Source organism: Marinifilum flexuosum (assembly GCF_003610555.1).
GTDB lineage: Bacteria > Bacteroidota > Bacteroidia > Bacteroidales > Marinifilaceae > Marinifilum > Marinifilum flexuosum.
Genome location: NZ_RAPQ01000009.1, coordinates 522,348 through 535,379 on the forward strand (window position 1 = coordinate 522,348; position 13,032 = coordinate 535,379).

Below are 13,032 nucleotides of genomic sequence, written 5' to 3' on the forward strand. Positions count from 1 at the left end.
TTGTTATACCATATTACAAGCCTTTCTCACCACAGAGAAAGGCTTTTTTATTATCAACTTATTTCTATTAACTAAAATTTTAAAAAATCATGAAAAACTTAATTATTCCTAAGGCTTACAAAAGCATCTTATGTCCTGATGCAACTGAAAAAGCAATTAAATTTATTAAAGATCAGTTTCAACTTCAACTCTCATCGGAACTGAAACTACGTAGAGTTACAGCACCAATGATTGTATTGAAGGGTACTGGTTTGAACGATGATTTGAACGGTATTGAGCGACCTGTAGCATTTCCAATTAAAGGCTTGGGAGAACAAACTGCAGAGGTAGTTCACTCCTTGGCAAAATGGAAAAGATACATGCTTGGTGAACTTCAAATTCCTGTAGGTAAAGGACTTTATACCGATATGAACGCCCTTCGTCCTGATGAAGATTTCACCAACCTTCATTCAATTTATGTAGATCAATGGGATTGGGAAAAATCAATCAGTAAAGAAGAGCGAAGCATTGACTACTTGATTAGAACCGTAAAGCAAGTTTATGCATCCATTAAAAGAACAGAGTACATTTTAAGTGAATACTACCCAGCTTTAAGTCCTCAATTGCCTGAGAAAATTACTTTCATTCACTCGGAAGAATTATTGGAAAAGTATCCTGACTTAACTCCTAAAGAAAGAGAAACTGAAGCTGTGAAAGAATTTGGAGCAATCTTTATTATTGGTATTGGAGGAGAATTGAAAAACGGAGAACCACATGATGGTCGCGCTCCTGACTATGATGATTGGACTACTCCTTCGGTTAACGGATATAAAGGCTTAAACGGAGATATTATTCTTTGGAACCCTGTTCTTGAACAAGCTTTTGAGATCTCATCAATGGGAGTTCGAGTAGATGAAAAAGCATTGCAGGAACAGCTTGAATTAAAAGGAGAAGAAAAACGCAAAGAGTTAATGTTCCACAAAAAGTTGCTTGCTGGTGAATTGCCTTATTCAGTGGGTGGAGGAATTGGTCAATCACGTTTGTGTATGTTTTTACTACGTAAGGCTCACATTGGTGAAGTTCAATCAAGTATCTGGCCAGATGAACTGAGAGATACTTGTAAAAAAGCAGGAATTATATTCTTGTAATGATTGTAGTCCCCCTACAAAAAAAGAGGCTGTCTAACTGACAGCCTCTTAAAACTTATGAAAAAAAATCTATCTGTGAGCGATAGGATCTGCATTTCCGTCAGGATCATTATTCACATATCCATCTGTATTAATTGGGCCCAATAGCAACAATCCACAAACGTGAGGTGCAGCCATTGATGTTCCACTCATAGTACCATATCCTCCATTCAAATAACATGACTTAACATTTACTCCTGGAGCACAAACATCAACAGGTGTTCCATAATTTGAGAATGAAGCAAAATTGTCATTGATATCAGAAGCTGATACAGTATAAACATTTGGATGGTTAGCTCTAGCTGGAGAATAATACAAAGCATCATCAGATGAATTACCTGCTGCAATTGAAATCAAAATTCCTAAATCAGCAACAGATTTCACAGTCTCATCGTAAGCATCGTAAGTATAACGAGATTTTGGTCCTAAACTCATATTAACAGCATCACCAGGCTGACCTTCAGCAGCAATATAATCCAATGCAGCCATTGACCAAGACATGTTACCATTACCTCTTCTGTCAAGAACACGACAAGAAACAACTTTAGCATTAGGAGCAACTCCAATTACACCAATTGAATTATCCAAAGCAGCAACTGTACCTGCTACGTGAGTACCATGTCCATGCTGATCGTCTGGAGTAGTTTTACCTTGAGTAATGAAAGTTTTACTTCTTGCAACATCAACGTTCAAGTCTGGGTGATCCATATCAATACCTGAATCAATAATCCAAGCAGTTTTTCCAGTACCATCACCAGCACCACCTACGCGTGTAATTCCCCATGGAGTTTCTTGTGCAGGTTGAGTACTTCCACCTCCTGGTTTTCCCAATGAGATTTGAATATCCTTCTCTACACGCTTTACTCTTGGATCAAGTAACAATTTTGCTACCTGATTTTCATTTAGTTTTACAGAGAAACCTTGAATTGCAGTACTGTAAGTATGCTCAACATTTTCTTCTGAGATTCCATTGCCTTTTAGGAACTTAACTACGTGCGACTTCATGCGAACTGCTTTCTTTTCGTAGCCTTTTAATCCTTTCAATTCACTCTTTAAAACAACATCATCATTAAATTGAACAACATAGGTACTCTTACCGCCTTTATTATCAGCAAATCCCGATTTCACATTTAAGGTAGCTTCTGAGCTTTCATTCAACATTTCATCCTCAATAGAATTGTCACAGGATGTTACTACAGAACCAATTAGCGCTAATAATAGCATGGCTTTCATAGAATTTAAAAAATTCTTCATAAAAATTAAATTTTTATTAGTTAGTGATTAAGTGGTTAATTACAATACCCTTACACAAAATGCTTGTTTTACATTGTCAAGTGCATTGTAAATTTGATATACACCTATATATTCTCCTTTTTCCAAAAAGGTAACCCAAAAAATGAAGTTTTTTTTCAAAAAAATTACCACACAAAACACAACAGATTGATATTTCGCACCTTAGTCTCGTTAATTATTTTTCTTATCATTTCTTTCTGCTTATATTTAGACTTAATCATCAAAATACTCCCTATGAAAATCTTACTATACATTATCGGAGTTCTTGCCCTAGTTGTTGGCATACTCCACTTTATGGCTCCAAAAACTTATCAGGTAGATAGAAAAATTGTTGTTTCAAAAGATGTTGATACAGTTTTCAAAAGCCTATGTTCGTTAAAAGAACAACAAATTTGGTCTCCTTGGGCTGAAAAAGATCCAGAGATGAAAATAACTTATAGTGGTAATGATGGTACCATTGGTTCATTTACACATTGGACAGGAAATAAGGATGTAGGTGAAGGTAAACAAGAAATTAAAAAGATTGAACCAAATTCTTACATCGAAACTGAACTGCGATTTCTGGAACCATGGGAATCTACGAGCACTGGCTTTTTTGAAATTAAACCTGTTGCCGAAGGAACTGAAGTTACCTGGGGCTTTAAAGGCAAAAACACTTTCCCTAGCACTGTGATGATGTTTTTTATAGATATGGATAAAGCCATTGGTCCTGATTTTGAAAAAGGACTGGCGAAGTTTAAAGCTTACATCGAAAAATAAACAGCTATGAAGAAAAATATGGGAACTTTAGATCGCATCTTAAGAGTAATTGTATCAATAACCCTTGCGATTCTTTATTTTACAGATATCCTAACCGGAACCTTTGGTTTAATTGTATTCATTTTTGCCTGTGTAATGTTTCTTACAAGTATAATTGGCAATTGTCCACCATATACATTAATGGGAATTAACACATGCAAGCTTAAACCAGAAAAAGAATAAAAAAATTCGTGCCAAAAATGAACCTCGAAGAGTTTTTCTTCGAGGTTTTTTTGTATTATAAAACATCTTGAAATCTCTGATTTTCTTAGCTATATTTAAACAATTCATGATGCATTTTGCATAAGAATACGGCATGCATAAGTATCATAAAAACCTAGCGACCTATGAACAGAATTCAAGACAAAGATCGGATTGCCTATTGTGGAGTTAATTGCTCAACATGTCCGGCTTATGTTGCTACGCAAAGGCAACAGGAGAAGGTAAAGGTTAGAATTGCTAAACTATGGTCTGATGAAGATCACAAATACGAAGCCTGCGAGATTTCTTGCAAAGGATGTCATGAACCTTGGGGTAAAAAGTTTCGCCATTGCACCGAGTGTGCCGTAAGAGAATGTGCAAGACAAAAACTGTATAACACTTGCGCTGAATGTGATGAATATCCTTGTAACAAACTAGTAGATTTACATCACACTCTGGATAAGAAAATTGCCAGAATTAATTTAGATGACTTAAGACAAAACAATAAAGCTGGTTAATTCCAGCTTTTTTTTTAGAATATTGGCAAGTTAATGGCCAATCTCCGAATTTGAAAAGCCAGAGAAAGACATTTTTCAACAGCTCGATAATTTTCCATTGGTTGCAGAATTACTGTCTCCACATTCTGATTTTTATTATTGAAATACCAGGATCGATGATGCCCATCGTGAACAATGTAACGTATTCTCTTTTCCAGGTACAGATCCCAAACGATAATAGGAGGAAACTCCTCTCCTTTTTCAGCAATATATTCATGAGCCGCATCAACCATGTGCAGTTTTTCTTGCTCTAAACGAACTTGACTAGCCCACAATACTTTTGGATTCATAATTTTAGGTGGTAAAATTTTAATATGCTCAGGTTTCAATTGAAACTGCACACTTGCCAACTTGCACAAATTTGCCGTGGTATTTCCTTTTACCCAATGCGTTCTCCCCAGAAAGGCATTGTAACCTCTCTCCCTTTCTGCCGGATCCATAGAAAGCAATAATTTAGTTATCTCGAATGGGGACTTGATCTGCATCATATACCCTCAAGTTACAAATATCTGTAGACAATGGGGTACTGTTGTACAGGGTATTATAATACCTCACACTCTATAAGCCTAACTATGGATTGTACATTAGCTTAAGGATAGACACTGCATTAGCATAAGGATGTAGAGTCTATTCTTCCACTGTTCTCATTAAGCAAGTTCAATCAAAACTGTAAGGTAAATTCAGTAAGGCAATTGGGCTTGGAACGAACGGCAATAGTACCGCTATGCAATCTCATTATTTGTCTCGACAAGTTTAATCCAATTCCAGAACCTTTTTCCTTGGTGGTAAAAAATGGAGTAAAAACATTGTCAATTACATCTTCTGGAATTCCTGCTCCATTATCTCGAATAATGATAAAATTAACTGGATTCGCTTCTCCCGTGGAAATGAACAAAGTTTTATTTTCAGTTTCTTTCAGTGCATCAATCGCGTTTCGAACCAAATTAATCAATACTTGAGTAATCAATTTCTCATCGGCAATTAATTCCTGATCCTTATCCTGAAGATGATATGTAAACTCTATTTTCTCAGCTTTGAATTCTTCTTTAAAAAGCATTTCAATTTGCATGAAAAGTTTCTCCATCCGAATCAACTCAAAATATGGCTTAGGCAAATGGGTTAGATTTTTGTATTCATCAACAAACGCCAAAAGTCCCTTGCTTCGTTTTCGAATGGTGGTTAAGCCCATAATGGTATTGGAAATCGTTCCCTCATCAATAAAATCATCTTTTGATTTTTCCTCATTGTTCTGATACAATTCAATCAAACTTGCTGATAACATAGAAATTGGACTAACCGAATTGGTAATTTCATGTGCAAAAACACGAATCAACTTGTGCATGGCATCCATTTCTCCTTTGTCAACTGCATTTTTAATATCCTGGAAAGCAACCACTTTCAACTGTTCATCTTCCAGTCTAAAACTTGTGGCTTTAACTGCCAATTTTAAAATTCTGTTTTTAACCAAGTAATTCCTTAACTTTTGCTTGCCCGATTTTGTTCTTTCCAAAAAATCAGGAAACTCCTTATCGATACATTCCAATTCGGATATATTCAAAAAATCCTCCACCAAAAACAACTCTTTAAAAGCAGGATTGCACAACTTCACATTCCCTTCTTTATCAAAGGCTAGAAGTCCGATCCCAACCAATTCCAAAGTATGCTGAAAAAAAATAAAATCCTTTTCCTTCTCTATTTTAACCTTTCCAAACGCATTGATAATATGGTTAAAACTTTGGTGTAGATTTTTAAAGGCCTTGTCTTTTTTTTGCTCATTAAAAACCAGTGTTGCATCCTGATATTGAAAGGCGTCAAAAAAGCGAGACAAATCTCTATTGGTTTTATTCACATAGTGCAATAAATAAACAATTTGCAACACCCATAGTACAACCAAACTATAGGTTGTAACCACCATATATTCTTTCGAATGAACATATAAAAACAACACCGGGGTAAGCGATATTAAAATCACCTGTATTATTATTCCAATATAGAATTGCCTATAAATCATACTTTTTGATTTTGTCGTACAAGGTTGAACGATTAATTCCTAACTCTTTTGCTGCCATACTCATATTTCCTCCCGTAAACTGAATGGCTTTTTTTATCAACACCCGTTCATTTTCTATTAGGTTAAAACTATCAGGCATTACTTCAGTTTTTTTAAGCGATTCCCCAATCATTATGTCCTCAGCATTCAGCTTTGCCGAATCATTTAAGATTACAGTCTTCTCAATGATATGTTGTAACTCTCTAATATTTCCTGGCCATGCATGTTTCTCCAGCTTTACTATGGCTGATTTATTCATCTGCATGCTTTCCTTAGCATATTGCTTTGTAAATTTTTCAAGGTAAAATTGCGATAGCTCTGCAATATCTTCTGATCGTTCTTTTAAAGATGGTAATTCCAATGATATGGTATTTATTCGATACAACAAATCCTCGCGAAATAATCCATCTGCAACCATTTTATGCAAATTGCAATTGGTTGCTGCAACAATTCTAACATCAATTTGTACAGGAGTACTACCGCCTACAGGAATTACTTCTTTTCGTTGAATCACAGTCAACAACTTCGTCTGTAAATGCAAGGGAACATTTCCAATTTCATCTAAAAACAAGGTTCCTCCTGATGCCAATTCAAATCTTCCCATTCGGTCCTCTTTAGCATCGGTAAAAGCTCCTTTCTTGTGTCCAAACAATTCACTTTCGAACAATGATTCCGTAATTGCACCCAAATCAACATGAACAAAAATTTGATCACTCCTGGTCGAACGCAAATGAACTTCACGTGCAACTACCTCCTTCCCTGTTCCATTCTCTCCTGTAATCAGAACATTGGCATCGGTAGCAGCAACTTTATCCACTGTGCGAAAAACCTCCTTCATTCTGGCAGATTTTCCGATTACAAAACTTTTATTTTTGTTGATTTCCTGATTTAACCTCTTCTGCTTCGACTTCAAACTCTTTATTTCCATTTTAGAACAACGAAGTTGATAAGCAGCCAAAAGCGTTGATAGAATATGCTTCTCATCCCAGGACTTTTGAACAAAATCAACAGCTCCCTCCTTCATAGCTCTCACTGCCAATTCGATATCTCCATATGCCGTAATAAATACAACACAGGCATTTTTATCAAAATCCAGTATTTGTTTTAACCAATAAAGACCTTCATTTCCAGAATTAATTCCTGCTTTAAAATTCATATCCAGCAAAATGACATCATATTCCTTCTCTCTTAGTTTTGATACAAGAACATTAGGATTCTTTATGGTATCAATCGATTCAAAGTGTGATTTTAAAAATAGTTGAAAAGCAAACAGTAACTCTTCATTATCATCTACAATTAGAAGTCGTCCTTTTTGTGGCATAACAAGATGTATCGATTGGTTTTATTTTCAAAGTTAACAGATTGTTGTAATTCACAACATGAGGTGTTGGAAATTCCAACACAAAATATTTCACCAAAATACTAACTGTTTGATTTTCTGAAGCAATTTTATTTGGCACGCCAATTGGCATTACAAAAGCGAACCTTTAAATTGAAAATAATGATAATTACAAAAGACCTTTGCAAAGTTTTTAGAACTGAAGAAGTAGAAACCTCAGCATTACATGATGTTAACCTTCATATTGAGAGAGGAGAGTTTGCAGCCATTATGGGACCATCGGGATGTGGTAAATCAACCCTTTTAAATATTATCGGATTATTAGATAATCCCAGCAATGGAAACTACATTTTTAACAATACTGACGTCTCTAAAAAATCAGAAAAGCAAAGAACCCATTTCAGAAAAGGCAATATTGGTTTTATTTTCCAGAGTTTCAACCTGATTGATGAATTAACCGTTTTTGAAAATGTAGAGCTTCCTTTAATCTATATGGGGTTGACAACATCAAAAAGAAAAGCCAAAGTGAACGAAGTTCTTGAGAGAATGAATATTTCGCATAGAGCAAAACATTATCCCCAACAATTATCGGGTGGACAGCAGCAACGTGTTGCCATTGCAAGAGCTGTTGTTACCAGTCCAAAATTAATATTGGCAGATGAGCCTACTGGTAACCTTGATTCGAGCAATGGTACGGAAGTAATGGAATTGCTAAAGGAACTAAACCAATCTGGAACCACTGTTGTAATGGTAACTCACTCGGTAAGAGATTCTGAATATGCTGATAGAGTCATTCATTTGTTTGACGGCAAAGTGGTGTCTGAAAACAAACACAAGCAGATTAAGAGAGAACTTATCAAAGAAAAATTATAATTCTTACTTTTAATCCAAACAAACTTTACAATATGTTTTGGCACAATATAAAGCTTACATTACGAAATCTATATAAAAACCTTACGAATTCCACCATTAACATATTAGGCCTTTCTGTTGGAATGGCAACGGTTATTCTCATCATGCTTTACGTTCAAAACGAATTGAGTTATGATTTATTCAACTCAAAACATGAGAGAATACACAGAATGTATTCAACGTATAATGGAAACTCCGGACCTCGTTGTATGAGACTAACTTCTGAAAATTTCTCCTCAAAAATACCAGAAGTTGAAGAAGTTACTCAAGTATATGGTTTCGATCAACCTATAAACTATGGGAAAAATAGATTTACAGAATTTACTCATTTGTATGTTGATTCTAACTTCTATAAAGTATTTGATTTAGAATTTTTATATGGTCATCCACAAAAAGCACTTTCAAAATTAAATGGATTAGTGCTAACAGATGAATGTTCTAAAATCATTTTCGGTGAGATCAACTCCATAGGAAAGCAGGTTACCATTAATGAATCAACTTATACTGTTGAAGGAATTATAAAGAAATTACCTGTAACATCGCATTATGAATTTGATATTTTAACAACAATGGAATCAAATCCTTGGCTGAAAGATTTAGCTAGTTTAGAATTCATTACCTACGTATTGTTCAATAAAAATATCAATACGGAATTAGCAATTAACAAATCATTAGCTGTTTATAATCAAATCATACAAAATTGGTTTAATAAATATGGGTACGAATCATATGGAAATCTTGAACCTCTTACAGATATTCACTTACATTCTGAAATTGGCAACTATCTTGGAGATCAAGGAGATATTGTATCAATTCTTGTACTAAGTACTCTTGCCCTGCTGGTACTAACAATTGCACTAATTAATTTCATCAATATAATGACGGTTCAATACGAGGCAAAAATGGGTGAAATTGGTTTACGTAAAGCTATAGGCGCAAATCGAATCGAATTAATCAAACAATTTCTTGGTAGCTCGTTCCTGTACTCTTTTGTTTCATTAATATTAGGCATTATTCTATCTGAAATTTTCCTAAATAAATTTAACAACCTAATTCACAGAAACATTACACCTGAATATTTCCATAATCCGTCACTATTATTTGGCTTAATTGGAATATTTGTCTTCACCGGTTTTCTTTCAGGAGTATACCCTGCACTCTACCTAACTAAATTTGATGCTGCTGAAATAATTAAAGGTGATTTAACAAAACGAAAAGGCAGCTTATCTTTTACAAAGATTCTGGTTATTGTGCAATTTACCATTTCAATCAGCTTAATTTCCAATCTGTTAATAATTCGTCAGCAAACCAATTATTTAGAAAGTGCCGACTTGGGCTTTCAGCCTAATAATGTAATGGGAATCATATCCTTAAGCCAACCGATTAGAAGGTCTTTTCCTGCCATTAAAGAAGAATTATCTAATATTCCAGAAATTCAATTCATAAGTGCTAGTGATCACTTTCCTGGTGGTGGAGCAAGTGGACAAGGCTTTTATTTGCTTGGGCAAGAACAAAGCAGTTCAATGGATTGTGCTGAGTATAGAGTACAAGCTGATTATTTTGAAACGTTAGGAATAGAGTTTAAAGAAGGTCATTCTTTTAAGGAAGGCAATAAGTCAGATCGCTATGGCATAATTATTAATGAAGCCGCTGCGAACATGATTAACACAAAACATGTTTTAGGTTCTAAGATTAATTATGCAGATACGATTTACACAATTCAGGGAATTGTTAAAAATTTTCATTTCCGATCACTTCGAAGTAAGATTACTCCTCTTCTATTTAGTAATCGATGTTTTGGATTATATACCATATTAATAAAACACAATACAAAGAATTATAAAGAATTAGAAATAAAAATTGAAAATGCATTACGCAAGTTCGATCCTAGTTACAATCTAAATGCTATCAATGTTGAAAAAAGAAACCGAAGTCGCTACCATCAGGAGAGACGAACAATGAAAATAGCAATGTACACTTCTATTTTATCCATCATCATTGCTTTAGTTGGTTTATACTCGCTAAGCTTATTTATGATTCAAAAACGTACGAAAGAAATTGGCATACGTAAAATAACAGGGGCGTCTATAACTCAAATTTCAAAGCTATTTCTAGGATTATTTAGCAAGTGGATCTTAATTGCTTTTGTCATTGCAATCCCCATTTCATGGATCTGTATGAATCAATGGCTTAATGGCTTTGCGCGAAAAATTGACATCGGAGTTTTACCATTCCTAATTTCTGGTAGTGCAACCTTGCTCATTGCTCTTTTAACAGTTTTCTATCATACCTGGAAATCTGCAAATCAGAATCCAATTGAATCATTACGTTACGAATAAATTATCAAAATATGCTTTGGCACAATATAAAATTATCCTTTAGAGGCTTGTTGAAAGAAAAATTAAATTCAACAATTAACATTGTCGGTTTAGCAATAGGCATGGCAGCAGTACTATTAATTTCTATCTACGTTCAACACGAATTGAGCTATGATAAACACAATGAGAAACATGATAGAATTTTCCGAATACTAACCAAAGTTATACAAGAAGAAAAGGAGGAAATTCTACCAAATTGTCTTCGTTTAACAGAAGATAATTTTGCCAGACATATTCCAGAAATTGCGGAAATCACTGAGGTTTATAATTTGAATTATCTAAATATTAAAATAGCTGATAAAAAATTTAGAGGGATTCAAGCATTGTGTGTTGACACTAATTTTCACAAAGTTTTTACTTTAAAAAAGCTTTCTTCTGCTAATCCGAATAAGCTATTTTCGACACCAAATAGTGCAGTAATAAATAGGAGTACTGCCAAAAAATTATTCAATACAACTGATGCTGTTGGAAAAGAGTTTGAGAGTATGGGAAAAACATTTACCATTGCTTCTGTAGTAGAAGATATTCCTCTTACTTCTCATTACGATTTTGATGTGCTTATTCCATTTACAGCTTCAGAATATATGAATAACATGAAATCTCTGGAATATTTATGTTATACTTTGTTAAAAACAGAAATAAACACACAAAAGGCACTTGATAAAATTAATCGATTATATAACAAAAAATTAAACGATCGATTTGGAGTTTACAATCTTAAGGTAGAATCTCTTACTCAAAAACTAACTGATATCCATCTTAAATCAAATTATGAAACGCACCTTAAACCACAAGGTAAAATCAATTCTATTTACATTCAAATTATCCTTGCAGCATTAATCTTGGTAATTGCAATTATCAACTTCATTAATATTCTTGTTGTTCAATATGATAGCAAACTAAGTGAAATCGGCTTACAAAAAGCCATTGGTGCAACACGCTTTAGTGTGATAAAAAGAATCTTTGTTTTAACTCTTATAATGGTACTTTTTGCCATTTTACTTGGAATTATTATTTCAGAAATACTACTGCCTTTCTTTTCAGATTTAATGAATAGAAGCCTTAATATTAATTATTTTGGTAATCCAATCCTATACTTGGGAATTCCAACACTCGCCATATTAGTAGGAGTACTTTCAGGTTTGTACCCTTCTTTTATCATTAGTAAATATTCACCTGCGAGCATTATCAAAGGGAATACTAAGTCAAATCATAAAACTAACAAGTTATCACAAGCCTTAGTAGTATTCCAATTTACCATATCCATGATACTGATTGCATCCGTTATCATAGTTCAAATGCAGATTAAATTCATGAAAGAAAGCAATTTGGGTTTTGAACCTGATAAAGTAATTGCCATTAACAATTTGAGTGGAAAACAGGCTCAATCATACGAGTCAATTAAACAAGAACTTCTAAACAATCCTAATATCGCAGATGTTAGTGCAAGTTCGCATTTACCTGGAGGTGGCTGTAGCGGACAAGGTTTAAAAATGGCTAATACCAGCGACGAAGCAACTAAATTGATAAATGAATATCGTGTTGCTCCTGGCTATTTTGAACTTTTAGGCATACAGTTTATTGCAGGAAGTGCTTTTGATGATTTTAGTAAGGCTGATGAAAAAAGCATAATTCTAAACGATAAAGCTTTAGAATTATTGAATATTAAAGATGCAGTTGGTAAAGATGTAATTTTTCATGATACCATATATTCCATTAAAGGAGTCGTTAAAGATTTCCATTATGCTTCCATGTCAGAAGAAATACAACCATTAATGTTCAGTTATTCCAAAAGAGTTGACAACATCCTAATTAAAGCAAAACATCATCAATATTCAAGTGTGTTAGATGATATAAAAAGAACCATTACTCAATTTGATGAAGGAAGAGCCATAAACTATGAGTTGATAGATGATATTTGTCGCAACCGCTATCAAAAGGAAGAACAGGAAGAATCCTTAGCCATTTCCTCTTCAATTTTGTCAATTCTTCTTGCTCTACTTGGATTGTATGCTCTAACCTTATTCATTATTCAACGAAGAACCAAAGAAATAGGAATTCGAAAAGTTGCAGGAGCAAGCATTCTACAAATCATTCGTTTGCTATTTTCAACTTATGCCAAATGGTTATTGATTGCCTTTGTTATCTCAATTCCTTCTGTATGGTTTATCATGCATGTTTGGCTTGAAAATTTTGCTTATAAAGTTCAAATAGGAGTACTTCCATTTCTTATTTCCGGAATTATTACTACTCTGTTTGCACTACTAACAGTTTCAGTTCAAACCTGGAAAGCAGCCAATCAAAATCCTGTTGAATCTTTACGTTACGAATAGGGTAA

The 13,032-nt window shown here is 34.1% G+C and carries 11 protein-coding genes; 7 read left to right on the forward strand and 4 right to left on the reverse strand.

Annotation, left to right across the window (positions count from 1 at the left end; all coding sequences use genetic code 11):
• Positions 1-89: 89 nt before the first annotated feature.
• A complete protein-coding gene (asnA, locus tag BXY64_RS12120; RefSeq protein ID WP_120240255.1) occupies positions 90-1,127 on the forward strand; it encodes an aspartate--ammonia ligase in 1,038 nt (345 codons plus the stop codon).
• A 69-nt stretch (positions 1,128-1,196) separates the two neighbouring features.
• Here asnA and BXY64_RS12125 read toward each other — a convergent pair whose 3' ends face one another.
• Complete coding sequence (locus BXY64_RS12125; RefSeq protein ID WP_120240256.1) at positions 1,197-2,420, reverse strand: S8 family serine peptidase; 1,224 nt, start codon at positions 2,418-2,420, stop codon at positions 1,197-1,199.
• 273 nt (positions 2,421-2,693) lie between these two features.
• Between BXY64_RS12125 and BXY64_RS12130 the strand changes: the two genes are divergently transcribed.
• The 3 genes from BXY64_RS12130 (at position 2,694) to BXY64_RS12140 (ending at position 3,976) form a co-directional block, all read left to right on the forward strand.
• Positions 2,694-3,218 (forward strand): SRPBCC family protein, encoded by a 525-nt coding sequence (locus BXY64_RS12130; protein WP_120240257.1) that lies wholly within the window; start codon positions 2,694-2,696, stop codon positions 3,216-3,218.
• Between the two features lie 6 nt (positions 3,219-3,224).
• Positions 3,225-3,440, forward strand: a complete 216-nt coding sequence (locus BXY64_RS12135; protein WP_120240258.1) for a YgaP family membrane protein — start codon at positions 3,225-3,227, stop codon at positions 3,438-3,440.
• A 164-nt stretch (positions 3,441-3,604) separates the two neighbouring features.
• Positions 3,605-3,976 carry a DUF3795 domain-containing protein gene (locus BXY64_RS12140; RefSeq protein WP_120240259.1) on the forward strand — a complete coding sequence of 124 codons (372 nt, stop codon included), beginning with the start codon at positions 3,605-3,607 and terminating at the stop codon, positions 3,974-3,976.
• Positions 3,977-3,990: 14 nt separating this feature from the next.
• On the opposite strand, the gene BXY64_RS12145 is transcribed toward BXY64_RS12140, so the two are convergent.
• From BXY64_RS12145 to BXY64_RS12155, 3 genes are all read right to left on the reverse strand, one after another.
• Positions 3,991-4,455, reverse strand: coding sequence for a hypothetical protein (locus BXY64_RS12145; protein WP_120240260.1), 465 nt, complete (start codon positions 4,453-4,455; stop codon positions 3,991-3,993).
• Between the two features lie 221 nt (positions 4,456-4,676).
• A complete protein-coding gene (locus BXY64_RS12150) occupies positions 4,677-6,026 on the reverse strand; it encodes a sensor histidine kinase (RefSeq protein WP_120240261.1) in 1,350 nt (449 codons plus the stop codon).
• Positions 6,016-7,386 (reverse strand): sigma-54-dependent transcriptional regulator, encoded by a 1,371-nt coding sequence (locus BXY64_RS12155; RefSeq protein WP_120240262.1) that lies wholly within the window; start codon positions 7,384-7,386, stop codon positions 6,016-6,018. The genes BXY64_RS12150 and BXY64_RS12155 overlap by 11 nt, the downstream gene beginning before the upstream one ends.
• 180 nt (positions 7,387-7,566) lie before the next feature.
• Here BXY64_RS12155 and BXY64_RS12160 point away from each other — a divergent pair, with 180 nt between their 5' ends.
• From BXY64_RS12160 to BXY64_RS12170, 3 genes are read left to right on the forward strand one after another with little or no spacing between them, the layout of a single operon-like run.
• Positions 7,567-8,277, forward strand: a complete 711-nt coding sequence (locus tag BXY64_RS12160; protein ID WP_120240263.1) for an ABC transporter ATP-binding protein — start codon at positions 7,567-7,569, stop codon at positions 8,275-8,277.
• Between the two features lie 32 nt (positions 8,278-8,309).
• Positions 8,310-10,655, forward strand: coding sequence for an ABC transporter permease (locus tag BXY64_RS12165; protein WP_120240264.1), 2,346 nt, complete (start codon positions 8,310-8,312; stop codon positions 10,653-10,655).
• 11 nt (positions 10,656-10,666) lie between these two features.
• Entirely contained in the window at positions 10,667-13,027 is a 2,361-nt protein-coding gene (locus tag BXY64_RS12170; protein WP_120240265.1) for an ABC transporter permease, read from the forward strand.
• Positions 13,028-13,032 lie beyond the last annotated feature (5 nt).